Consider the following 21,627-nt stretch of genomic DNA (forward strand, 5'->3'; position numbering starts at 1 on the left):
GAGCAGGGAAGGGAGAGCCGACGTGACCATCTCGGAGATCGACCGCCTGCACTCGCAGCTCAGCCGGTTCGAGGACCAGTTCCCCGGTTACCGGACAGAGATTGTCGAGGGCAACATTGTGATGAGTCCGGTGCGCGCGTTCCACGCCAAGACGATCCGGTTTGTATGGAACCTGCTGGAGCCGCAGCTCGAACCGGATTGGGAATGTGTCAGCGACGTGAGCTTCCCGTTCAGCGACGATTTCGAGTTCTGCCCCGACCTGGCGGTCATCCCCGCCGCTGAGGAGGCACGGAATCCCAGCGTCTGCTCCCCGGACCTGATCGAGCTTGCTGTCGAGGTCGTGTCGCCCAGCAGCGTGCGCAATGACTACGAGATCAAGAACAGGGAGTACGCCGCGCGAGGCATCGCCAACTACTTGATCTTCGATCCTCGGAAGGGCCACTGCGTGACGCTGTGGCACCCCGGCCCGGACGGCTATCAGGGCCGCGACACCGTCCCGTACGGCAAGCAACTGGTGGTTGAGGCGAGCATGGGCCGTCTCGTCATCGACACGACGAAGCTGCCGGTCGATCCGGGCACGTCCTGACCGCACGGCGGTTCAGGCGGGTATCCGCCCCCGCCTGAACCAGAACGCCGCCAGCACCCCTCCCACCAGCCCGAACAAGTGGCCCTGCCAGCTCACCGCCGTGTTCGTCGGCAGGACGCCCCACAGGATCGACCCGTACACGACGGCGACGACCAGGCCGGTCACCACGTCCCACGGGCGGCGGTCCACGAAGCCCCGCACCACCAGGTAGCCGAAGAGGCCGAACACCACGCCCGACGCCCCGGCCGTGACCGAGTACGCGGGGGCCGTCAGCCAGACGCCCAGGCCGCCGACCAGCATGATCGTCAGGACCACGGCGGCGAACCTGCGTATCCCGCCGAGCGCCGCGATGAAGCCCAGGACCAGCAGCGGCAGGGTGTTCGACGCGAGGTGGTCGAAGCCGTGGTGCAGGAAGGCCATCGGGATCACGTCCCGCAGCTCCGGGAGCGAGCGCGGGGACAGGCCGAAGGTGTGGAGCGCGCCGGTCGCGGAGTCGACCGCTTCGAGGACCCACAGCAGGGCGGCCCAGAGCAGCATCAGTCCGGCGGCGGCCCTCACCCGGGCACCCCTGGTCGGCGGTCGTGGCTGTGCCTGCGGCAGATACGTCATGTCCGTCACCCCCTGGTGTTCCTAGAACGTCCCCGTGCCTTCCCCGGTTCCCGGGAACCGGCCCCGATCCGGCCCCCGATAAGCTCCGCCCATGACTGAGCCCGCCGCGCACCGCGCCCGTACCCCCTGGGTGGTAGGGGTCTCCGGCGCCTCCGGAACCCCGTACGCCGCCGCCGTCCTGCGTGGTCTGCTCGCCGCGGGCGAGGCCGTCGACCTCGTCGTCAGCCGGGCCTCCCGGCTGACCATCCTGGACGAGACGGGGATCTCCTATCGCGACAGCCACTGGCGCGAGGACCTCGCGGCCTGGCTGGCCCGGGGCGCGGACGGCAAGCCGGACACCTTCACCGGCCTGGACCTGTCCGACGTGCGGCACTGGAGCGCAGGGGACCTCGCGGCGGGCCCGTCGTCCGGGTCGTACGCCGTCAAGGGGATGCTGATCGTCCCGGCCTCCACGGCGAGTGTCGCCGGGGTCGCGCTGGGGCTGTCGAAGGACCTGTTGCAGCGGGCCGCGAGCGTCACGCTCAAGGAGCGGCGGCGGCTGGTGGTGGCGGTCCGGGAGACCCCGCTGAACGGTCAGACGCTCAAGCACCTGGTAGCGCTGGACGAGGCGGGCGCCGTGGTGCTGCCCGCCTCTCCCGCGTTCTACGCCGGGGCGACGCACATCCAGGACCTGGTGGACTTCGTCGCGGGGCGGGTGCTCGACGCGGCCGGTGTGCCGCACGGCCTCTACCGCAGGTGGGAGGGCGAGCTCGGCGGAGCCTCCCGCGACCCGGCGCCCCGCGGCCCCGCGTCCGGCGCCCCGGCGCCCGGCGGCCCCGCCGCCCGCAACCCGTAGCAGGGACCGCCTCACCCCCGCTCGGCCAGTTGGTGAAGATCCGCAGGGGAGTCGGCCCCTGTGCCTTAGGTTCTACTCGTAAACTCGCGGTATCGCTGAACAATGGAAGGCTTCAGGCATATGGACGCCGTGGACAGGCAGCTCATCCAGGCCCTTCGGGAGAACGGCAGGGCCTCGTACGCCGAGCTGGGACGCCTCGTCGGCCTCTCCGGCCCGAGCGTCACCGACCGCATCAACCGGCTCGAATCGGCGGGGGTCATCACCGGCTACCGCGCCACCGTCGACGCCAAGTCGCTCGGTCTCGGCGTCACCGCCCTGATCGGCATCTCGCTGTCCGACGCCGCCGACCACGAGGACGTGGCCCGCCGGCTGAAGGACCTGGAGGAGATCGAGGACTGCTGGTTCATCGCGGGCGACGACTCGTACATGCTCAAGATCCGTGCCGGGGACGTGGACGGCCTGGAGCGCACGATCCGCCGGCTGAGCGGGACCCGGGGCGTCTCCCGGACCCGCACCACCATCGTGCTCTCCACCAAGTGGGAGAACCGGGTCGGGGAACTGCCCGAGGAGAGCTAGGCGCGCGGGCGCCGCATCGGGGGCATCTCCCGCCCGAAGGGCGGGGGAGTACCGTGGTCAAGGCTTGTTGGCACGTACAGACATAGGAGGCGGCCGGGTATGGACGCGGGACTCAAGCGCGAGCTGGAGCAGAAGGTCCGGGCCGGGGAGCGGCTGAGCCGCGAGGACGGCATCGCGCTCTACGCGTCGGACGACCTGGCCTGGCTGGGCGGCCTCGCCCACGAGGTGCGGACGCGGAAGAACGGCGACGTCGTCCACTTCAACGTCAACCGTCACCTCAACATGACGAACGTCTGCACCGCCTCCTGCGCCTACTGCTCCTTCCAGCGCAAGCCGGGCGAGAAGGACGCGTACACGATGCGCATCGAGGAGGCCGTCCGCCTCGCCAAGGCGATGGAGAACGAGAACCTCACCGAGCTGCACATCGTCAACGGCCTGCACCCGACCCTGCCGTGGCGCTACTACCCGCGCTCGCTGTCCGCCCTGAAGGAGGCCCTTCCGCAGGTCTCCCTCAAGGCGTTCACCGCCACCGAGATCCACCACTTCGAGACGATCTCCGGGCTCTCCGCCTCCGAGATCCTGGACGAGCTGATCGAGGCCGGTCTGGAGTCGCTGACCGGCGGCGGCGCCGAGATCTTCGACTGGGAGGTGAGGCAGCACATCGTGGACCACAACACCCACTGGGAGGACTGGTCGCGCATCCACCGCCTCGCCCACGAGAAGGGCCTCAAGACCCCGGCCACCATGCTCTACGGCCACATCGAGGAGCCCCGCCACCGCGTGGACCACGTGCTGCGGCTGCGCGAGATGCAGGACGAGACGAACGGCTTCCAGGTCTTCATCCCGCTGCGCTACCAGCACGACTTCGTGGACATGAAGGACGGCAAGGTCCGCAACAAGCTCCAGGCGCGGACGACGATGGCGACGGGCGCCGAGGCGCTGAAGACCTTCGCGGTCTCCCGGCTGCTCTTCGACAACGTCCCGCACGTCAAGGTCTTCTGGGTGATGCACGGCGTCCAGACCGCGCAGCTCGCGCTCCAGCACGGCGCGGACGACATGGACGGCTCGGTGGTCGAGTACAAGATCACGCACGACGCGGACGACTACGGCACGCCGAACAAGCTCGGCCGCGACGACCTGCTGGAGCTGATCCGCGACGCCGGGTTCCGCCCGGTCGAGCGCAACACGCGCTACGAGATCATCAAGGAGTACGAGGGCCCGGACGCCGCGCGCCGCGAGAGCCCGCAGGCGATGCGCGTCTGACCTGCCCTTCCGCGTTCCGCACGGGAGCCCCGGCCGACCCCACGGCCGGGGCTCCCGCGTTCCGTACGAGGGTCCCGGCCGACCCCACGGCCGGGGCTCCCGGCTTCTGGCGTTAGCGTGCCGGGCATGACAGCTCGTACCTCTCTCCGCTTCGTCTTCGACCCGCCCGTCGACGCGGCCCTCCGGGACGGACTCCTCGCCCTGTGGGCCGACGTCACCGACGCGGGCGGGTCGGTCGGCTTCGTGCCGCCCGCCGACCCGGAGGAGATCCGGCCCGAGCTCGTGCGCCACCTCGTCGCGATGGCGCGGGGCCGCACCCGGCTGCTCGTCGGGTACGACGCGGACGGCACGGTCGCCGCGGCGGCGTTCCTGGCCCTGAACGACCACCGCCTGATGACCCACTGGATCTGGCTCTACACCGTGATGGTCCACCCCGGGCACCAGGGCAAGGGCTGCGGCCGCGACCTCATGGCCGCCGCCGCCGACGCCGCCCGGACGCTCCCCGGCGTCGAGGCGATCCGCCTGACCTGCCGGGGCGGCACGGGCACCGACGCCTTCTACACGGCGTGCGGATACCAGGAGGTCGGACGGGTGCCGGGCGCGATCCGGGTGGCCCCGGGCGACGACCGGGACGACGTGATCATGCTGCTGGAGCTGGGGGCCTGACAGGGGGCGCGGTCCGCCCGTACCGCGAAGCACAGGGGCCCGGCAGCGCCGCCGGGCCCCTGTGCTGTACTGGAGGAGCCGTATGTCTCCGTCGCCACGAAGAAGGTCACGCCGTGAGCACCAAGCACGCCACGCTCCGCTACACCGCCCTGCGCCTCGGTGTCTTCGCCGCCTGCTTCGCGGTCGTCTGGGTCCTGGTGAGCCTGCGTGTCCTGCCGTCCGGCCTCGGCGGCATGTCGAACGTGCTGTGGGTGCTGCTGCTCGCGATCGTCCTCTCCGCGCCCCTGAGCTTCGTGCTCCTGCGCAAGCAGCGGGACGCGATGTCGGAGCACATCGTGGCCAGGGTCGACCGGACCAAGGCCCGCCTGGAGACCAACCGCAACCAGGAGGACCTGGCGTGAGCGCCGGGTAAGCTGCGTCACACTCGACGGCGCCCCGGGAGTGAGCCACTGGCTCAACTCCCGGGGCGCTGCACGTTTTTCACGGCACCCGCGCCACTTCCGCACCGCTCCTGCCCAAAGAAGACCTTTGATGTTCTCAAAGTACCGGTGTTAACGTGTCGGACATGACGACATCCGCCGCGCCCCAGAACCCCATGAGCGTCCCGCTCGTGGCGCGCCTGCATGTCGATCTCTGCCGCCGCGTCTCGGCCGCCTGTCGCCGCTCCGTCTGAAGTTTCAGCGCGACCCCTCTCTTCCCTCTCTCCTGCCTTTACGCAGCTTCCTTCACCGGAGTGTGTCCGTGTCCGCGTCCGCGTCCCCCGACGAGCCGCAGCAGGCCTCCCAGGCCGATCGGCAGCCCGCCGCCCAGCCACAGGTCCAGGCCAAGAAGAAGAACCCGCTCTCCCGCATACCCTTCTGGGTGCAGATCGTCGCCGGTCTCGTCCTGGGCGTGGTCTTCGGCTACCTGGCCCGCCAGTTCGAGATCGCCTGGCTCTCCACCACCCTGGAGACCATCGGCAAGACCTTCGTCGGCCTGCTGAAGCTGGCCGTCGCCCCGCTGGTCTTCTTCGCGATCCTCGTCTCGATCACCAACCTCCGCCAGGTCAACAACGCCGCCCGGCTCGCCGGACGCACCCTGCTCTGGTTCATGATCACCTCGCTGATCGCGGTCGCGATCGGCCTGCTGCTCGGCCTCTTCACCAACCCTGGCTCCGGCACCGGCCTGACCCCGGCGGACGGCAAGAAGCCGGAGGGCTCGGGCTCCTGGCTCGACTTCCTCACCGGCATCATCCCGACCGACGTCATCACGCCGTTCCAGGAGCTGGAAGTCCTCCAGATCGTCTTCATGGCGGTCGTCGCGGGCATCGCCGCCCTCGCCCTCGGCGAGAAGGCCCAGCCGATCCTGACGCTGTCCTCCTCGGTCCTGGAGCTGCTCCAGAAGGCCCTGTGGTGGGTCATCCTGCTCGCCCCGATCGGCACCATCGGCCTCATCGGCAAGGCGGTCTCGCAGTACGGCTGGGACCTGCTCGGCCCGTACGCGACCTTCACCATCGACATCTACGTCGGTTGCGCCCTGGTCCTCTTCGGCGTCTACCCGCTGCTCCTCGCGACGGTCGCCAAGGTCAACCCGATCCAGTTCTTCAAGGGCGCCTGGCCGGCCATCCAGCTCGCCTTCGTCTCCCGCTCCTCGGTCGGCACCATGCCGGTCACCCAGCGGGTCACCGAGCGCCTGGGCGTTCCGAAGGAGTACGCCTCCTTCGCGGTGCCCTTCGGCGCCACCACCAAGATGGACGGCTGCGCCGCGATCTACCCGGCGCTCGCCGCGATCTTCATCGCGCAGATCTTCGACGTGCAGCTCGGCGTCAAGGAGTACCTGCTGATCGCGTTCGTGTCGGTCGTCGGCTCGGCGGCCACCGCCGGTCTCACCGGTGCGACGGTCATGCTGACCCTGACCCTGTCCACGCTGGGGCTGCCCCTGGAGGGCGTCGGCCTGCTGCTGGCCATCGACCCGATCCTGGACATGATCCGCACGGCCACCAACGTCGCGGGCCAGGCGCTGGTCCCGGTGCTGGTCTCGGCCCGCGAGAAGATCCTCGACCTCGACGCGTACAACTCGGCGTCGTCGTCCCCGCTGGACGACAGCTACGCCGCCGCCCCGGCCAAGCAGCCCGTCACGGTCTGACCGCTTTCCCGTACTTCCCCGTACGCACCCGAGCCCCCCTGCCCCTCCCCGGGCCGGGGGGCTCCGTGCGTACCCTTGCCGGGGGGCAACGACGGGTGCGCGGAGGGGACGAGCGGATGGGGGCGGACGGGGTGTCCGAGGAGAACGGTGCGGCGGGTCCGGGCGCCGGGCGGCAGGCGGGGAGCGCCCCCGCGAGGACCCGGCGGATGCCCCGGGCCGTGCGGGAGCGGCAGATGCTGGACGCCGCCGTGCGGACCTTCGCGCGGCACGGGTACCGGGCGGCCTCCATGGACCGGATCGCCGAGCTGGCGGGGGTGTCGAAGCCGCTGGTGTACCTGTACCTGCACTCCAAGGACGAGCTGTTCACCGCCTGCATCCGGCGGGAGGCGGGCGCGCTCGTGGCGGCGGTACGGGCCGGGGTCGAGCCCGGTCTGCCCGCCGACCGGCAGTTGTGGGACGGGCTCACCGCCTTCTTCACCCACACCGCCGAGAACCCCGACGGCTGGTCCGTCCTGCACAGCCAGGCCCGCACCCACGGCGAGCCGTTCGCCGCCGAGGTCGCCGCGATGCGCGCGGAGATCACGGCCTTCGTGAACCACCTCATCGGGGACGCCGCCCGCGCGGCCCGCTGCGATCCCCACCTCGCCGACCGCGAGGTCGCCGGGCTCGGCGAGGCCCTGGTCGGCGCGGCCGAGTCCCTCGCGGCCTGGGCGAACGACACCCCCGGCGTCACCGCCCGGGACGCCGCCGCCACCCTGATGAACTTCGCCTGGCCGGGGCTGGAGAACCTGATGAAGGGGGAGCGGTGGTCGGCCTCGGCCGGGTTCAGGCCCCCAGCAGGCTCTGCCCGCACACCCGGACCACCTGCCCCGTGACCGCGCCCGACCCCGGATGCGCCAGCCACGCCGTCGTCTCGGCCACGTCCTCCGGGAGGCCGCCCTGGCCCAGGGAGTTCAACCGGCGGCCCGCCTCGCGGATCATCAGCGGGACGGCCGCCGTCATCCGCGACTCGATGAAGCCAGGGGCCACCGCGTTCACCGTGATGCCGTACGCGGCGAGGCCCGGCGCCAGGGCCCGCACCAGGCCCGCGACGCCCGCCTTGCTCGCCGCGTAGTTCGTCTGCCCCGCGTTGCCCGCGATCCCCGCGATCGAGGAGGTGGCGACGATCCGCGCGCCCTCGCCCAGCGCGCCCGACTTCACGAGCGACTGGGTGGTGCGGATGACCGCGCCGAGGTTGACGTCGAGAACCGAACTCCACGCCTCCGCCGTCATGCCGGCGAGGCGTCTGTCGCGCGTGATGCCCGCGTTGTGGACCAGGACGTCCAGCGGGCCCGCCGCCACCATGCGCTCGGCGGCGTCCGGTGCAGTGACGTCCAGCGGCAGGGCCGTGCCCCCGACCCGTACCGCCGTACGCTCCAGGTCCTCGGCCACCTGGGGCACGTCCAGGCACACCACGTGCGCCCCGTCCCTGGCCAGCGTCGCCGCGACGGCCGCGCCGATGCCCCTGGCGGCGCCGGTCACCAGTGCCGTCCGGCCGGCGAGCGGCCGGTCCCAGTCGATGTCGTACGGCAGCGGGCCCCCGGCGTCGGCGAGTTGGACGACCTGCCCGCTCACGTACGCCGACCTCGGGGACAGCAGGAAGCGCAGGGTGGACTCCGCACCGGAGAGCCCGCCGGGGGCGAGCCGCAGGAGCTGGGCGGTGCGGCCCTGCCCGAGTTCCTTGGCGAGGGAGCGGGTGAAGCCCTCCAGGGCCTGCTGGGCGGCGGCCTGTTCGGGGTCGTCGGGGGAGAGGTGCGCGCCGAGCACGAGGACGCGGCCGCCGGCGGCTATGGACCGTACGACCGGGTGCAGGGCGGCGTGGACCCCGGCGAGGTCCTCCACGGTGCCCACGCCCGTCGCGTCCAGGACCACGGCGGGGGGCGCGGCGGCGGAGGCGGAGCCGGGGCGTGCGACGCGCAGGCCGGTGCGGGGGAGGAGGTCGTCGAGGGCGTCCGTGTGCGGAGAGGTTCCCGCGGTGAGGTGCAGCAACTCGCCCTCGAAGGTGGGGCGTTCGGGGGACCAGCGGGGCAGGGGGGCCGGTTGGGGGAGGCCGAGTCTGCGGGTGAGGAAGCGGCCGGGTGCGGTGCCCGTGAAGTGCAGATAGCGATCGGCCATGGTCCTACTCCCTGCGGGGTGATCGGCGGCGTTCGCCTCCCGTTTGCCCGCTGCGGGGGCCCGTACGCGACACCTTCCCGGACCAACGGGGCCGCCGTCCCCTCGGGCGTCGCAGCCGCCCGCCGCCCCCGCTCCCTTGGGCTTTCGCAGCCGCCCTGCACCCCCGCCCCCTTGGGCGACGGGGCCGCCCCAAGGGGGCGAGGGGGGTACCCCCTGCTCGAGCGAAGCCGAGAGCTTGGGGGAGGGCGGGCAAGGGGGCGGCCCCTCCCGCTCCCGGCCCACCCGGGTGCCGCCCCTCGCGTCAGCGCCTGTGCCGGACGCTCGACCCCGCCAAGGTCGAGACCCCAGCCCCGTACCGGACGCGTCAGCCCCGCCCGGCTCGGGCAGAGAGGCCCCGGACCCGCCCCTCCACCTAAAGCGCTCGCCGCGCGGCCAGGCGCAGGGTTCCCGTGCAGGTGAGTGGGTGGCTGGGCGCGCAGTTCCCCGCGCCCCTGGCGGGGTGTCACCCGGGGTGGAAGCCGTGCAGGAGCGTCGTGGCTGGGCGCGCAGTTCCCCGCGCCCCTGAAGGGGCGTCACCCGGGGTGGAAGCCGTGCAGGAGCGTCGTGGCTGGTCGCGCAGTTCCCCGCGCCCCTGGACGGGGCGTACCGCCCGGGGTGGAAGCCGTGCGGGAGCGTTGGGGTGGGGCGCGGAGTTCCCCGCGCCCCTGGAGGAGCGCCCCCTCTATCCCTCCCGCACCGAGATCGCCCCCACCGGGCACGCCTGGATCGCCAGGGTCACCCGGGGGCTCCGGGGGTTGGCGTCCGGCAGTACCTCCGAGAAGCCGTCGTCGTCCTGGGTGAAGGTCTCCGGCGCGGTGAGGACGCACTGGCCCGCCCCGATGCACACGTCCGTGTCGATCGCGATACGCCTGTCCACGTCTCTCCTCACCACTCCACCGGCAGTTCCGCCAGCCCCTGGATCTGGTCGCCCGGTTTGCACGGGATGCGGTCCGCCGGGGCGCCCAGGCGCAGGCCCGGCAGGCGGCGGAAGAGGGCGGGCAGGGCGATCTCCAGTTCCGCGCGGGCCAGGTTCTGGCCCAGGCACTGGTGGATGCCGAAGCCGAAGGCCAGGTGGCGGTCGGGCCGGGTCAGGTCGAGTGTGTCCGGGGCGGCGTAGACGGCCGGGTCGCGGTTGATCAGGGAGGTGGCGAGGACGACCGCCTCCCCGGCCCGGATCGTCTCCCCGGCGATGTCGATGTCCTCGATCGCCAGCCGGGTCATCCCGTCCGCGATGGACAGGAAGCGGAGGAGCTCCTCGCAGGCCAGGGACACTCCGGCCGGGTCCGCCGCCTTGAAGCGGGCGAGCTGCTCCGGGTGCTCCAGCAGGGTGTACGTGCCGAGCGCGATCATGTTCGCGGTCGTCTCGTGCCCCGCGAGCAGCAGGATCAGTGCCAGGTTGACCAGTTCGTCGCGGTCGTCGAAGACGCCGGTCATGTCGTCGAGCAGACCCTCGGGGAGCCCCGGCTCGGCGGCCTGCTTGCGGTCGACCAAGTCGTTGAGGTACGCGTCCAACGCGTCCCGTGCCGCCTCCACGTCCTCCTTCCCGGGCCCGCGCAGCAGCCGCCGCGAAGCCCCTTCGAAGAAGTCGTGGTCCGCGTACGGGACCCCGAGCAGCGCGCAGATGACGATGGACGGGACCGGCAGGGCGAAGGAGGCGACCAGGTCGGCGGGGGAGCCCTGCGCGACCATGTCGTCCAGCAGGCGGTCCACCGTGGCCTGGATGGCCGGGCGCAGCGCCGCCGTGCGCTTCAGGGTGAAGCCGGGGATCAACTTGCGCCGCTGGGCGTTGTGTTCGGGGTCGTCCACGCCGAGCAGTTCGACGCGGCGGCGCTCGATGCCGACGAGCCGTTCGGCGAAGACGGGGAAGTCGGGCCGTTCGCGGTCGGAGGAGAGCCGCTGGTCGGCGAGGAGCGCGCGGGCCTCGGCGAGGCCGCTCACCATCCACACCTCGGTGCCGTCGAAGAGTTCGACCCGGTTCAGGGGTTGGCCGGTGACCCGCACGGGGTCGTAGCCGGGCGGGGGGTCGTACGGACAGGTGCGGCTCTGCGGAAAGACGACGGGCGGCGTGGTCGTGGGCGATACGGGCGTGGGAGATGCGGGTGCGGGCGATGCGGGTGCGGGCGACTGCGTCACGGACAACCTCACTCACGGGCAAGCGGAGGAACCTCTACCGATCACCTTCCACTAGATGCCCCAAGCATCTATCCGGTCTACGCGATGTTCGGCCAAAAAGCGTCCCGACCGGCTCCCGGGCGCGCACATCAAGCGCGAGGACGCCCTGAGGCCGTGCGCGGCCCCGGCCCCCGGCGCGCGTCCTGGAGGGCGGTCGCACCCTCCAGGACCGCGAGCCGGTCCGACCGGACCCCTGGCTCAGCCCCGGGCGTTGCGGCGGCGGCGCGAGGCCACCAGCAGGCCCGCGCCCACGGCCAGCGCGGCGGCGGTGGCGCCGGCCGCCCACGGCAGGGAGTCGCCCGCGCCGGTGGAGGCGAGGTCGGAGCCGCCGGTGGCGGGGGCCGGGGTGTTCTTGTCACCCTCGGCCGCCGGCTTGCCGGAGGTCTCGCCCGCTCCGGCGCCGCCGGTGCCCGAGGTACCCGGGGTACCGGTGGTGCCGGCCGTGCCGGTGCCCCTGGAGGCGTCGGGCGCGGGGGTGCCCTTGTCGCCGGGGGCGCCCGTGGTGGCGTCCTTGGAGGGCTTCGGGGACGGCTTGCCCGTCTCCTTGCCCGGCTCCTTCGAACCGGCCGCGTCGGCCTCGTCCTGCTTGCGGGCCTCGTGCTGGCCCTTGTCGAGGAACGCCTGTACGTCGGCGGGCGTGCCCTGGAGGGCCTTCTTCCCGGCTTCCCGCACCCGGGGGCCGCCGGTGCTCATGACCTGGCCGACCAGCACCCGGTTGTCGGTCGCGCGGGCTTCGTGCTGGCCCTTGTCGAGGAACGCCTGCACGTCCTCGGGCGTGCCCTTCAGCGCCTTCAGGGCGGCTTCCTTCACGCCCGGCCCGCCCTTGCCGTAGATCCGGGTGGCCAGCACCCGGTTGTCGACGACACGAGCCTGGAACCGGCCCTTCTCCAGGAACTCCCGGAGGTCGGCCGGGGTGCCGTCGAGGGCCTTGAGGGCGGCCTCCTTGACGCCCGGACCCGAGTCCTTGGACCCGTAGATGCGGACGACCTCGACGCGGTCGTCCTCCGCCGACGGGGAGGCGGCCTGCGGCGCCGCGACGAACGCGGCCCCGAGGCCGGCGGCCTGGGCGGGTGCGGCGAACAGGACGGCCGGTGCGATGGCGGCGGAGGCGACGAGCGCGGATATGCGCGTGTACTTCACGAGTGGTTCCCCGAGATGATCAAGAAAGGCAGGAATGGTCGCCTCAGGGTAGACCGGCCCTCACAAGACCTTTACATCAGGATGATCACCGTCCGCTTTACGGTGAGTTGGAAGGTTCGCTGGACGGCGTCACCAGGTCCACCGGAACCGGATCGAGGGCGTCGAAGACGAGGACGCGCTTCTCGAAGTCGACGTGGAAGCTCGCGGCGTACCGGCCGCCCCCGGTCACCGCCCCCTCGAAGCCCTCGCTGGTCCGCCATCGGGCCCCGGCCGGCAGCAGCGGGGCGACGGCCTCGGGGACGGAAGGCGCGGTGGCCTCCCGCCACTCGTACCCCGTGCGCAGTCGTTCGGCGTCCCGCGACGAGAGGTCCACCACGCCGGCCATCCGGACGTCCGTGGGCCCGGGAAGCCGGGGGTCGCTGAGCGTGACGCCCACCCAGCGCGCCCGGACGAACTCCCCGAACGCGGGGAAGCGGCGCTCCACCGGCCGTCGTTCCTCCCGTACGGGGACCTCGGCCTTCTCCCGGACCGGCTCCCGTGCCTCCTCGCATCCGGCGAGGCCCGTCACCAGGGCCCCGCTCACGACCGCCACCGCAAGCTTCCGTCCCCACCCCATGCCGCCCCCTCCCGCCCCGTGCGCGCCTGCACTCCTCTGTACCCGTATAGGTGTTCGAAAGCTATAGGGTGGCGGCTCCGTTGCTGGCCGCAGGCGAGGAGTCCGGGCATGGTCGAGGTCGTACTGTTCCACCACGCGCAGGGGCTGACGCCCGGAGTCCTCGCGTTCGCGGACGCGTTGCGCGCGGCCGGGCACGCCGTGCGTACGCCCGACCTCTTCGAGGGGCGCGTCTTCGGTTCCCTCCGGGACGGGATGGCGTACGTCGAGAAGGTCGGGTTCGGGGAGGTCGTCGAGCGGGGCGTCCGCGCGGCCGAGCGGCTGCCGCAGGACGGCGTCGTGTACGCCGGGCTCTCGCTCGGCGTGCTGCCCGCCCAGAAGCTCGCGCAGACGCGGACGGGTGCGCGCGGCGCGCTCCTGGTCGACGCCTGTGTCCCGCCCGAGGAGTTCGGTACGGCGTGGCCTGCGGGCGTGCCGGTGCGGGTGCACGCGAAGGACGCCGATCCGCTCGTCGCCGAGGACCTGGCCGCCGCCCGCGCGCTCGTCGCGGAGGCCGACGACGCGGAGCTGTGCCTCTACCCCGGCGACCAGCACCTCTTCATGGACAGTTCCCTGCCGTCGTACGACCCGGAGGCCGCCGGACTCCTCACCGCGCGCGTGGTGGAGTTCCTGGGACGCCTGGACCCGCGCTGAGTCAGAAGGCGGGGTCCGGGTGGACCCGGGCCCGCAACGGGGCCCAGGCGCCGCCCCGTTCCTCCTCCACCAGCTCCGCCAGCATCGGGTACTCGCGGCGGCAGGGATCGCACAGCGTCTCGTCCCCGAGGGGCACGAAGGCGTGCGGTCCGGGCCGCCCCGGCCCTCCGCACTCCCTGGGCCCCTGCCGGGACGCGACGGCGGTCCGTGCGGCCTCCGCTTCCGCCGCCTGCTGCCGCCTGGCCGCGTCGGCGGCGGCGAGGGCAGCAGCGTCCGGGACCTGGGTCGCGAGGCGGTGGGTGACGAAGCCCGCCGCGTTGCGGATGGGGTCGGCGGGGAGGCCGTGGGTCAGCGCGCTGTGGATCTCCCAGGCCGGGACGCCGAGGTGCAGCCGGTCGGCGATGTTCGCGGCCAGGTAGCGCACGTCGCGGAAGGTGAGCGACAGGTCCTTGCGAACGGTCTTGAGCCCCCAGAGGATCTGCTCCGCTCGGGCGAAGTGCGGAGCGCGATCGGGGCTGCCGCCGGACTGCGGGGTGTTCGCGGCAGCCTCCGCCGCCGCCGGGGCTTCCTGGGTGTCTTGGGGTGGGCGGGTGGGAGATGTCTTGCTGTTCGTCTGAGCAGTACCGGTGGAGCGGCCGACGGATCGGTCACCCGGCGCACCGGCCGTCGGTTCCGGCCCACCCGGAGCCGCCGTCGCCGCGCCGGTGCGCAGCGCGGTGAACTCCTCCTTGGTCAGCGGTACGTTGCTGACCCACTGGTCGGTGTACCAGCGCCCGTCCTCGCCCTGCGCCCGGTAGTCGTGCACGTAACCGTGCTGGAGGAGTTCCTTCTTCACCCTCCTGTACGTTCCCGGCTTCAGCCCGAGGTCCTCGGCGTGCTTGCTGAGCGGCGCGTACCGCTCGGCGGACGGGAGCCCGCCGATGTGCGCGAGGAGCAGACGGGAGGCGGCGTCCAGTTCGGTGCGGCGGAAGAGGGCGTTCGGCACCTTGGTGAAGGAACGCGAGGGCGAGATAGCATGCAGGAACATTCCTGGGGCTCCTAGATCAGCCTTCGGGGGTGAGGCCCTCGCGTCTGGTGCTGCTAACACCTGCGGGGGCCGCTCTACGTGCCGTACGGCATGCGGAGCGTGATGGAGCGCTGACGCTAGCGCATCAACTCCCCATCTCCTGCTGCTCTTTGGGAATCTTCCCTCGTGTGGGTGATCAGGCGCGCGCGTACGCGAGGAAGTCGCTCCAGGCGGCGGGGGAGAGGCCGAGCTGCGGACCGGCGTCGGCGAGCTTGGAGTCGCGGACGTGGATGGTGGCGGGGTGCGCGGCGACCTCGACGCACTCGCCGCCTTCGCCGCCGCTGTGACTGGACTTCTTCCAGTCGTACGCGACCTCCAGGCAGTCGCCGCCCTCGCCGCCGCTGTAGCTGGACTTCCGCCACTCGTAAGCGACTTCGAGGCACTGGCCGCCCTCGCCGTCGCTGTAGCTCGACTTGAACCAGGTCAGGTGTTCGGCGTTCATCGATCTCCCAGCATCTTCTCGATATAGGCCATCGCCTCGGGTGGCCTGAGAGCCTGCGTGCGCATGATCGCATAACGTGCTTCGAGTTCGCGGACCTCTTGCGGATCGGAGATGAGGCGCGGGTGCCCCTGCGATTCGGTGTAACCCACGTGCTTCTCATTCTTCGCGACCAGCAGCGTGAATGCACCACCCAGGTTGCAATGTTCGGTGCGCTCCGTCTGCATCACCTGGAGCTGGACGTTCCGCGCCTGCCCCACCTTCAGCAGGTGCCGAAGCTGTTCCCGCTGAACGTCGTATCCGCCGATGGGGCGATGGAGGACCACCTCTTCGATGATGAAGCTGAACTCGGGAGCCGGCCACTTCTGGAAGACCTGCTGCCGAGACAGGCGATCCGCCACGCGCTTCTCGATGGTCTCCTCGTCCAGCAGCGGACGGCGCTGCGAGAAGACCGCGCGGGCGTAAGCCTCGGTCTGGAGCAGACCCAGGATGGTCTGGTTGCTGTAGTCGTGGATCTCCAGCGCCTCGGCCTCCAACTTGGCGTAATCCCGGTACCAGTCGGGGTGCCGGGTACGACTGCGCTTGAGCGCCTCCTCCACGTCCGGGATCACCGCGATGAGGGCCCCGTGCGCACCGAGCACCGGATCGGCGGCCCGCAGGAAGTCGGGCTGGGGGGTGCGCGCGCCGCGTTCGATCGCGGAGACGAGGTCCGGGCCGAAGCACACGGCGGTGGCCAACTCGACCTGCTTCATGCCCCGGTGTTCGCGCAGGGCCTTGATCTGCTTGCCGAGGGCGCTGAACAGATGGGCGGTTCCGTCCTCCTGGGACGGGGTCTCGGGGGTGGGGTTCTTGTCCGGGTTCACGAGCACGCGGGCCGCCTTGGGGGGTCACGGTGGACTGGCCGTACAACACGCGTGACGCACCCGTACAACTACCCACGGTCGCCACGCCGCACCTGTTCAGCGTAGAGCCGACCGACCACGCTGCGTCACATGAACAGCGAAATGAGTACGCGGGACGTGGAGTTCGGGCAGCGGATCAGTTCCACGCGGCGGGGGGCCCGGCTCGCACGGCTGCTGGCGGAGCGGCAGCTCCAGGAGTGGGGGGTGCCGTACGGATGCGAGTTCGCGGACGCGGTGGTGGCGGTCGTGGCGGAGCTGGCCGCGAACGCCGTGCTGCACGGGCACGTGCAGGGGCGGGACTTCGCGCTGCGGATGGCGCTCGGTGACGTACTGCGCATCGAGGTGTCGGACACGCGGGGTGAACGGCGGCCCGTGCGGCGTCCGCGCCCGCACCCGCCGCAGGTGGTCGAGGGCGGGCTCGGGCTGGTCCTGGTGGAGGAGCTGGCCGACGACTGGGGCGTCACGGACCGCAACCCCGGCAAGACGGTGTGGGCGGAGCTGAAGTGGCCGGGGGCGGCAGCGGGGAGGGGTGCGGGTCTGCCGGGAGGCGGCAGTGAAGTGCGGGGCGGGGAGGGGGAAGGATCGTCGTAAGGGTGGCGCCACAGGGTGGTGGCACGGGCAGAGGTCGTCGGGAGAGGGAATGGACCCGGTCGCGGGATGGGTGTGCGGGGTGGGGCTGCTGGTGCTGGGCGCGTGCGTCCAGTTCGTGCGGCGGCACGCGGGGGGAGGGGCCGGGGGCCTGGGGCGGAACTCGATGATCGGGATCAGGACGAGGGCCACGCTGGCTTCGGACGAGGGCTGGGAACGGGGCCACGCGGCGGCGGGCCCGTTGCTGACGGCGACGTTCCGCACGGCGTACGCGGCGGGGGTGGCGACGGTGCTGGTGACGGGGGTGGCGGGCGGCGACGGGAGCGCGGCGGTCCTGGCCGTCCCCGTCGGCGGACTGGTGGCGGTGCTGGGCCTGCTCGGCGCGGCGTCGGTCCGGGCGAACAGGGCGGCCCGGGGCCGCTAGGGCTCCTGGGGCTCCTTGGATTTCCGGGGCTCCTGGGCGTCGAGTTCCGCGGCCAGCTCCATGCAGCGCAGGCGGGCGGGGGAGAGGCCGTGGGGCAGCTTCCCGAGGGCGGCGGCGGCGCTCATCGCGCCGGGGCCCGGGGCGGGGGCGGGGTGCAGGGCCTCCCAGGCGTCGAAGAGCGCGTCGTCGTCCCGGGCCAGGCCGGAGTTCTCGATGCGGGCATGCAGGGCCTCCTCGAAGGCGTGGCGTTCGGCGGCCACTTGGGCGACGCGGGGGTCGTCGACGGCGACGGTGTCGTCGAGCGCCTCCTCGGCCGCGTCGACACGGTCGGACCGCTCGCGCAGGTCCGGGTGGGTGGCGAGGGCGATGAACCGGCCTGCCTGGACGGCCGCGCCGAGCGGGCCGAAGACGCGCTCGGTGACGAGCAGGCTGTCCAGGTCCGCCTGGCGCAGGGAGCCGTCGGGCAGGTCCTGGAGGCGGCGGGTGACGAAGTCGGAGAGCAGGCCGAGCCGGCTGCCTTCGGCGCGCATGCGCCGGACGGCGGTGCGCCGGTGGCGCAGTTCGGCCTGCTGGGCGGCGAGGGACTGCTCCAGCCGTTCCAGGACGTGCGCGATGTCCGTACCGCCCGCACGGCCGTGGGCCTCGCCGGTGGCGGCGTCACGGATGTCCTCCAGGGCGATGCCAGCGTCGGCCATGCGCCGGATCCACAGGAGCCGGACCAGGTCGTCGTAGCCGTAGCGGCGACGGCCGTCACCCCCGCGCTCGGGCTCGGGGAGCAGGCCGACGGCGTGGTAGTGCCGGATCGCCCGGGGGGTGACGCCGACGAAGGCCGCCGCGTCACCGATCTTGACCTGCCGGGGCGGAACGAAGGACGCGTGCACGGGCGAGCCTCTTTCGGCGGGGACGGGTGGTGGGTCCACCCGACCACATGCCGCTGCGTGAGGTGCAACTCGGCCTCAGGCCAGGAGGGTTTCCTCCGCTGCCGTCGGCACCGGCTCCAGGGCGCGTGCGTGCGGGTAACTGCCCAGGAAGCGCACGTCGATCCCCTTCTGGTGCAGGGCGGTGATCGCGCGGCCCACCCCCTCGTCGTCGATGTGGCCGTCGACGTCCAGGAAGAAGTGGTAACTGCCCAGCCGCGTACCGGCGGGCCAGGACTGCATCCAGGTCACGTCCACGCCCCGGGCCGCGAACGTGGTCAGCAGTTCCGTCACCGGGCGTCCCGCGACCGCTTCGGACGGCACGAGGAACGAGGTGCGGTCCCGGCCGGTGGGCGCGGCCGCGGGGCCGGCCCCGCGCAGGGCGACGAACCGGGTGACCGCGTCGACGCGCTCCCCGATGTCCGTGGCCAGGACGCGCAGCCCGTACCGTTCGGCGGCGACGGGGGCGGCGATGGCCGCGTCGCACGACAGACCGGACTCGGACACTTCCCGGGCGGCGCCCGCGGTGGACGTGGAGAGCAGCACCCGGGCGTCCGGCAGCCGGGCGGACAGCCACTGGCGGCACTGTCCGTGGGCGTGCGGGTGGCTCAGCACGCGGTCGACGTCTTCGAGCGCGGTGCCGGGCTTGGCCATCAGCGCGAAGCCGACGGGCAGTTCGATCTCGGCGGTGATGTGCAGGGCGCTGCCGCTCACCGCGAGCTCGTCGAGCGTCGCGGGCACCACGCCCCGTACCGAGTTCTCCAGCGGCACCACGGCGGTGGAGGCCGTGCCGTCACGCACGGCGTCCAGTGCCGCGCGGACCGTGGCGCACGGCGTCCAGGGGGCGCCCTCGGCCGCCGGGAGCAGTCGCAGGGCGGCCTCGGCGAAGGTTCCGCGGGGGCCCAGATAGGCGTAGGTCACCGGTGCTCAGCCCTCACCGGTTCCGCCGCGGGACAGCCGCAGCACGAGCATCGCGAGGTCGGTGCCGAGCCTGCCGAGGCGGGCGCGGTAGCGGCCGATGACCTGTGCCTCGCGGGACAGGGCGAGATGCGGCCCGCCCGCGTCCTTGCGGATGCGCTGGACCTCGGAGGAGACGGCGACGCGCTCCTCGACCAGGGCGATCAGCCGTCCGTCGATCTCGTCGATGCGGTCGCGGAGGCGCAGGACGGCGGCGTCGGCGTCCGGGGCGTGGGCGGGGACTCCGGTGCGGGGTGCGGCGGTGGCGTGGGACACGGCAGGTCTCCTTCGGCGGATGGGTGCGTGGTCGGTCGGCGGGGCCGGGGCCGGGTCAGGACACCAGTACGGGTGTCTGCCCGAGCTCCAGGGCCAGCCGCGCCCGGACGACGTCCAGGTCCTCGCAGTCGCCTCCGGCCCGCTCGGCGATGTGCACCCGGTACAGCTCGTGCAGCCGCTCGTCGTCGACCTCGATGCCCAACTGCTCCAGCAGGTGGCGCAGCACGGCGCGGCCGGAGTGGCGGCCGATGAGCAGGGAGCGCTCGCGCCCGAACCGCGAGGGCTCCACGTACTCGTACGTCTCCGGGTTGGCGAGGATGCCCTGCTGGTGGATGCCCGCCGTGGTGCCGAAGGCGTACGTACCGAAGATCGCCTTGTTGCGGGGCTGCTCCAGCGCGATGATCCCGCGCAGCGCCGTGTAGGCGTCGTACATGGCGGAGATGTCGATGTCCGTGTGCACGCCGAGGTGGTCGCTCTTGTACGCGAGGAGCCCGGCCAGCTCCTCCAGGGCGGTGTTGCCCGCGCGTTCGCCGATGCCGCCCAGGGTGGCCTGGACCTCGTCCGCGCCCGCCTCGATGCCGGCGAGGGCGTTGGCGAGGGAGAGGCCGAAGTCGTCGTGGCAGTGGGTGGACAGCCGGATGGGGGCCGGGGCCCAGCGGCGGATCTTGCCGATGAGGGTGCCGTACTGGTCGGGGGTGGTGCAGCCCGAGGTGTCGGCGATGATGATGCAGGTCGCGCCCGCCTCGACGGCGCTCTCGGTGAGCGCCTGGAGGAAGACGTCCTCGCTGCGCGTGGCGTCCTCGATGCCGACGGAGATGTGCTCGATGCCCAGTGACCGGGCGAAGGCCACCGTGTCGGTCACCTCGGCGACGGACTGCTCGCGGCTGATGCCGCGCTTGTACTTCAGGTGCAGGTCGCTGCCGGTGGCGACCATCTGGACCTCGTGGTTCACCGTTCCGCCGGCCTCCACCGCGGTCTCTACGTCGCGCCGGACGGTGCGGGAGAAGGTGGCGAAGCGGGCCCGGGTCAGCTCCTTCGCGATGAGCTGGGTGGCCTCGAAGTCACTGGGCGAGGAGGCGGGGAAGCCCGCCTCCACCGAGTCCACGCCGAGCGCCTCGATGCGCAGGGCCATGTCCAGCTTCTGTTCGGGGCTCATCGCGTTGGCGGGCGCCTGCTCGCCGTCACGCAGTGTGGTGTCGAAGACGGATATCCGTCGGGTGGCGGGCGGGTGGGACATCGTTCCCCCTGGGACTGAGATGAGTGGCACGGTCCGAAAGCGTGGTGAGGCGCGGTCCGGCGACGGGCGAGGGCCGCGGAGAGACGCGGTCCGGCGACGGGCGAGGGCCGCGGAGACGCGGTCCAGCGACGGGCGAGAGCCGCGGAGACGCGGTCTAGCGACGGGCGAGGGCCGCGGAGACGCGGGTCACCGCTTCCTCGATGACCTGCTGCGACGTCGCGAAGGAGAGGCGTACGTGTCCTTCGCCGCCGGGCCCGAACGCCGACCCGGGGGTCAGCGCCACACCGGCCGCGTCCAGCGCCCAGGACGCGAAGTCGGCGCTCGTCGGGAAGCCGGTGCCGCGGATGTCGGCGAAGGCGTAGAAGGCGCCCTCCGGCAGCGGACAGCGCACGCCGGGGAGCGAGTTGAGGCCGCTGACGAGGAGGTCGCGGCGCACGGCGTACTCGGCGGCCATCTCCGCCACGGTGTCCTGCGGACCGGTGAGCGCGGCGACGCCGCCCCGCTGGACGAAGGAGCCGGCGCAGCCGACCGTGTGCTCCTGGGCCTTGAGCACCTGGGAGATGACGTCGGCGGAGCCCGCGACGTAGCCGAGCCGCCAGCCGGTCATGGCGTAGCCCTTGGAGAACCCGTTCACGGTGAGCGTGCGCTCGGCGCAGCCGGGGAGCACGGCGGGCGAGTGGTGCTCGGCGCCGTCGTAGCGGATCTTCTCGTAGATCTCGTCGGCGATGACGAACAGGTCGTGCGCGACGGCGAACTCGGCCACGGTCCGGGCCTCTTCGCGGGTCAGCAGGCGACCGGTCGGATTGTTCGGGGTGTTGATCAGGACGGCCTTGCTGCGCGGGGAGACCCGGCTTTCGAGGATCTCCCGGGTGAGGCGGAACCCGTCGTCGGCGCTGAGCTCGGCGGGCACGGCGCGTGCTCCCGCGAGCTGCGCCATCGAGGAGTAACTGACCCAGCTCGGGGTGGGGACGATCAGCTCGTCGCCCGGGTCCAGTACCGCGAGCAGGGAGATGAAGAGGGCGTGTTTGGCGGACGGGGTGACGATGATGTCCGTCGCGGGGTCCGCCGTGATCCCGTTGTCCTTCGCCAGCTTCTCGCCGATGGCCTCGCGCAGCGCGAGCAGACCGCGGCTGGGGGTGTAGTGGGTGAACCCCTCGCGCAGGGCGGCACCCGCCTCGGCGGCGATGTGGTCCGCGGTGGCGAAGTCCGGCTCCCCGCCGTTGAGGTCCAGGACGGCGACGCCCTGCGCCCGCAGTGCGTGGACCTGGTCCAGGAGGGCGACGGTCGCCGACCTCTCCAGCTGCGAGAAGCGGGTCGCCATACGGCTCTTCACGGAAGTTTCCCCTCGGGC

General features: G+C 72.3%; 25 protein-coding genes. 11 read left to right on the top strand and 14 right to left on the bottom strand.

What is annotated here, in order from left to right:
- The first annotated feature begins 22 nt into the window (after positions 1 to 22).
- Positions 23 to 586 (top strand): Uma2 family endonuclease, encoded by a 564-nt coding sequence (locus tag ACZ56L_RS29340; RefSeq protein WP_468686342.1) that lies wholly within the window; start codon positions 23 to 25, stop codon positions 584 to 586.
- A 12-nt stretch (positions 587 to 598) separates the two neighbouring features.
- On the opposite strand, the gene ACZ56L_RS29345 is transcribed toward ACZ56L_RS29340, so the two are convergent.
- Entirely contained in the window at positions 599 to 1,195 is a 597-nt protein-coding gene (locus ACZ56L_RS29345) for a rhomboid family intramembrane serine protease (protein ID WP_468686343.1), read from the bottom strand.
- Between the two features lie 91 nt (positions 1,196 to 1,286).
- On the opposite strand from ACZ56L_RS29345, the gene ACZ56L_RS29350 reads away from it, so the two are divergent.
- The 7 genes from ACZ56L_RS29350 to ACZ56L_RS29380 all read left to right on the top strand — a co-directional run bounded on the left by ACZ56L_RS29350 (position 1,287) and on the right by ACZ56L_RS29380 (position 7,534).
- Positions 1,287 to 2,030 carry a UbiX family flavin prenyltransferase gene (locus tag ACZ56L_RS29350; protein ID WP_471067378.1) on the top strand — a complete coding sequence of 248 codons (744 nt, stop codon included), beginning with the start codon at positions 1,287 to 1,289 and terminating at the stop codon, positions 2,028 to 2,030.
- Between the two features lie 120 nt (positions 2,031 to 2,150).
- Positions 2,151 to 2,606 (top strand): Lrp/AsnC family transcriptional regulator, encoded by a 456-nt coding sequence (locus ACZ56L_RS29355; protein WP_345229049.1) that lies wholly within the window; start codon positions 2,151 to 2,153, stop codon positions 2,604 to 2,606.
- Positions 2,607 to 2,705: 99 nt separating this feature from the next.
- Positions 2,706 to 3,869, top strand: coding sequence for an aminofutalosine synthase MqnE (gene mqnE / locus ACZ56L_RS29360; protein ID WP_345229048.1), 1,164 nt, complete (start codon positions 2,706 to 2,708; stop codon positions 3,867 to 3,869).
- Positions 3,870 to 3,995: 126 nt separating this feature from the next.
- Positions 3,996 to 4,535: a GNAT family N-acetyltransferase gene (locus ACZ56L_RS29365; protein ID WP_401756921.1), complete on the top strand. Its 540-nt coding sequence runs from the start codon at positions 3,996 to 3,998 to the stop codon at positions 4,533 to 4,535.
- Positions 4,536 to 4,648: 113 nt separating this feature from the next.
- Positions 4,649 to 4,936 carry a DUF4229 domain-containing protein gene (locus ACZ56L_RS29370; RefSeq protein WP_345229046.1) on the top strand — a complete coding sequence of 96 codons (288 nt, stop codon included), beginning with the start codon at positions 4,649 to 4,651 and terminating at the stop codon, positions 4,934 to 4,936.
- Positions 4,937 to 5,384: 448 nt separating this feature from the next.
- Complete coding sequence (locus ACZ56L_RS29375; RefSeq protein ID WP_345229188.1) at positions 5,385 to 6,659, top strand: dicarboxylate/amino acid:cation symporter; 1,275 nt, start codon at positions 5,385 to 5,387, stop codon at positions 6,657 to 6,659.
- Positions 6,660 to 6,865: 206 nt separating this feature from the next.
- Positions 6,866 to 7,534 carry a TetR/AcrR family transcriptional regulator gene (locus ACZ56L_RS29380; RefSeq protein ID WP_345229045.1) on the top strand — a complete coding sequence of 223 codons (669 nt, stop codon included), beginning with the start codon at positions 6,866 to 6,868 and terminating at the stop codon, positions 7,532 to 7,534.
- Here the strand turns inward: ACZ56L_RS29380 and ACZ56L_RS29385 are convergent.
- From ACZ56L_RS29385 to ACZ56L_RS29405, 5 genes are all read right to left on the bottom strand, one after another.
- Positions 7,485 to 8,813 (bottom strand): 3-oxoacyl-ACP reductase, encoded by a 1,329-nt coding sequence (locus ACZ56L_RS29385; RefSeq protein WP_468686346.1) that lies wholly within the window; start codon positions 8,811 to 8,813, stop codon positions 7,485 to 7,487. The genes ACZ56L_RS29380 and ACZ56L_RS29385 overlap by 50 nt on opposite strands.
- A 721-nt stretch (positions 8,814 to 9,534) precedes the next feature.
- Positions 9,535 to 9,729: a ferredoxin gene (locus ACZ56L_RS29390; RefSeq protein WP_471067382.1), complete on the bottom strand. Its 195-nt coding sequence runs from the start codon at positions 9,727 to 9,729 to the stop codon at positions 9,535 to 9,537.
- An 8-nt stretch (positions 9,730 to 9,737) separates the two neighbouring features.
- Positions 9,738 to 10,985, bottom strand: a complete 1,248-nt coding sequence (locus ACZ56L_RS29395) for a cytochrome P450 (RefSeq protein WP_471067384.1) — start codon at positions 10,983 to 10,985, stop codon at positions 9,738 to 9,740.
- A gap of 237 nt (positions 10,986 to 11,222) precedes the next feature.
- A complete protein-coding gene (locus ACZ56L_RS29400; protein ID WP_471067386.1) occupies positions 11,223 to 12,164 on the bottom strand; it encodes an ALF repeat-containing protein in 942 nt (313 codons plus the stop codon).
- 97 nt (positions 12,165 to 12,261) lie between these two features.
- Positions 12,262 to 12,747 (bottom strand): hypothetical protein, encoded by a 486-nt coding sequence (locus ACZ56L_RS29405; RefSeq protein ID WP_471067388.1) that lies wholly within the window; start codon positions 12,745 to 12,747, stop codon positions 12,262 to 12,264.
- Between the two features lie 141 nt (positions 12,748 to 12,888).
- Between ACZ56L_RS29405 and ACZ56L_RS29410 the strand changes: the two genes are divergently transcribed.
- Entirely contained in the window at positions 12,889 to 13,470 is a 582-nt protein-coding gene (locus ACZ56L_RS29410; protein ID WP_468686350.1) for a dienelactone hydrolase family protein, read from the top strand.
- A 1-nt stretch (position 13,471) separates the two neighbouring features.
- Here ACZ56L_RS29410 and ACZ56L_RS29415 read toward each other — a convergent pair whose 3' ends face one another.
- The 3 genes from ACZ56L_RS29415 to ACZ56L_RS29425 form a co-directional block, all read right to left on the bottom strand.
- On the bottom strand, positions 13,472 to 14,497 hold the full coding sequence (locus ACZ56L_RS29415; protein WP_471067390.1) for a hypothetical protein: 1,026 nt from the start codon (positions 14,495 to 14,497) through the stop codon (positions 13,472 to 13,474).
- A 175-nt stretch (positions 14,498 to 14,672) separates the two neighbouring features.
- Positions 14,673 to 14,978, bottom strand: coding sequence for a DUF397 domain-containing protein (locus ACZ56L_RS29420; RefSeq protein ID WP_471067392.1), 306 nt, complete (start codon positions 14,976 to 14,978; stop codon positions 14,673 to 14,675).
- Positions 14,975 to 15,844, bottom strand: a complete 870-nt coding sequence (locus tag ACZ56L_RS29425; protein WP_471067394.1) for a helix-turn-helix domain-containing protein — start codon at positions 15,842 to 15,844, stop codon at positions 14,975 to 14,977. The genes ACZ56L_RS29420 and ACZ56L_RS29425 overlap by 4 nt, the downstream gene beginning before the upstream one ends.
- Positions 15,845 to 15,967: 123 nt before the next feature.
- Here ACZ56L_RS29425 and ACZ56L_RS29430 point away from each other — a divergent pair, with 123 nt between their 5' ends.
- Both ACZ56L_RS29430 and ACZ56L_RS29435 read left to right on the top strand, forming a co-directional pair.
- Positions 15,968 to 16,468: an ATP-binding protein gene (locus tag ACZ56L_RS29430; protein ID WP_345229036.1), complete on the top strand. Its 501-nt coding sequence runs from the start codon at positions 15,968 to 15,970 to the stop codon at positions 16,466 to 16,468.
- Between the two features lie 49 nt (positions 16,469 to 16,517).
- Complete coding sequence (locus tag ACZ56L_RS29435; RefSeq protein ID WP_345229035.1) at positions 16,518 to 16,889, top strand: SdpI family protein; 372 nt, start codon at positions 16,518 to 16,520, stop codon at positions 16,887 to 16,889.
- Here ACZ56L_RS29435 and ACZ56L_RS29440 read toward each other — a convergent pair.
- The 5 genes from ACZ56L_RS29440 to ACZ56L_RS29460 all read right to left on the bottom strand — a co-directional run bounded on the left by ACZ56L_RS29440 (position 16,886) and on the right by ACZ56L_RS29460 (position 21,609).
- Entirely contained in the window at positions 16,886 to 17,770 is an 885-nt protein-coding gene (locus ACZ56L_RS29440) for a MerR family transcriptional regulator (RefSeq protein ID WP_471067397.1), read from the bottom strand. The genes ACZ56L_RS29435 and ACZ56L_RS29440 overlap by 4 nt on opposite strands.
- A gap of 75 nt (positions 17,771 to 17,845) precedes the next feature.
- A complete protein-coding gene (gene pheA / locus ACZ56L_RS29445; protein WP_468686356.1) occupies positions 17,846 to 18,727 on the bottom strand; it encodes a prephenate dehydratase in 882 nt (293 codons plus the stop codon).
- A gap of 6 nt (positions 18,728 to 18,733) precedes the next feature.
- Entirely contained in the window at positions 18,734 to 19,039 is a 306-nt protein-coding gene (locus ACZ56L_RS29450; protein ID WP_401756897.1) for a chorismate mutase, read from the bottom strand.
- Between the two features lie 55 nt (positions 19,040 to 19,094).
- Positions 19,095 to 20,276: a LeuA family protein gene (locus ACZ56L_RS29455; protein WP_401756895.1), complete on the bottom strand. Its 1,182-nt coding sequence runs from the start codon at positions 20,274 to 20,276 to the stop codon at positions 19,095 to 19,097.
- 154 nt (positions 20,277 to 20,430) lie between these two features.
- On the bottom strand, positions 20,431 to 21,609 hold the full coding sequence (locus tag ACZ56L_RS29460; protein ID WP_471067400.1) for a pyridoxal phosphate-dependent aminotransferase: 1,179 nt from the start codon (positions 21,607 to 21,609) through the stop codon (positions 20,431 to 20,433).
- Positions 21,610 to 21,627: the final 18 nt, after the last annotated feature.

It is taken from the genome of Streptomyces sp. NPDC039736 (assembly GCF_055596485.1).

Bases quoted from the DNA above. Each gene is read 5' to 3' on its own strand.
- ACZ56L_RS29410 (WP_468686350.1), top strand. From the start codon at position 12,889: ATGGTCGAGGTCGTACTGTTCCACCACGCGCAGGGGCTGACGCCCGGA.
- ACZ56L_RS29380 (WP_345229045.1), top strand. From the start codon at position 6,866: ATGCCCCGGGCCGTGCGGGAGCGGCAGATGCTGGACGCCGCCGTGCGG.
- ACZ56L_RS29420 (WP_471067392.1), bottom strand. From the start codon at position 14,978: ATGAACGCCGAACACCTGACCTGGTTCAAGTCGAGCTACAGCGACGGC.
- ACZ56L_RS29355 (WP_345229049.1), top strand. From the start codon at position 2,151: ATGGACGCCGTGGACAGGCAGCTCATCCAGGCCCTTCGGGAGAACGGC.
- ACZ56L_RS29365 (WP_401756921.1), top strand. From the start codon at position 3,996: ATGACAGCTCGTACCTCTCTCCGCTTCGTCTTCGACCCGCCCGTCGAC.
- mqnE (WP_345229048.1), top strand. From the start codon at position 2,706: ATGGACGCGGGACTCAAGCGCGAGCTGGAGCAGAAGGTCCGGGCCGGG.
- ACZ56L_RS29385 (WP_468686346.1), bottom strand. From the start codon at position 8,813: ATGGCCGATCGCTATCTGCACTTCACGGGCACCGCACCCGGCCGCTTC.
- ACZ56L_RS29435 (WP_345229035.1), top strand. From the start codon at position 16,518: ATGGACCCGGTCGCGGGATGGGTGTGCGGGGTGGGGCTGCTGGTGCTG.
- ACZ56L_RS29455 (WP_401756895.1), bottom strand. From the start codon at position 20,276: ATGTCCCACCCGCCCGCCACCCGACGGATATCCGTCTTCGACACCACA.
- ACZ56L_RS29350 (WP_471067378.1), top strand. From the start codon at position 1,287: ATGACTGAGCCCGCCGCGCACCGCGCCCGTACCCCCTGGGTGGTAGGG.
- ACZ56L_RS29430 (WP_345229036.1), top strand. From the start codon at position 15,968: ATGAACAGCGAAATGAGTACGCGGGACGTGGAGTTCGGGCAGCGGATC.
- ACZ56L_RS29415 (WP_471067390.1), bottom strand. From the start codon at position 14,497: ATGTTCCTGCATGCTATCTCGCCCTCGCGTTCCTTCACCAAGGTGCCG.
- ACZ56L_RS29345 (WP_468686343.1), bottom strand. From the start codon at position 1,195: ATGACGTATCTGCCGCAGGCACAGCCACGACCGCCGACCAGGGGTGCC.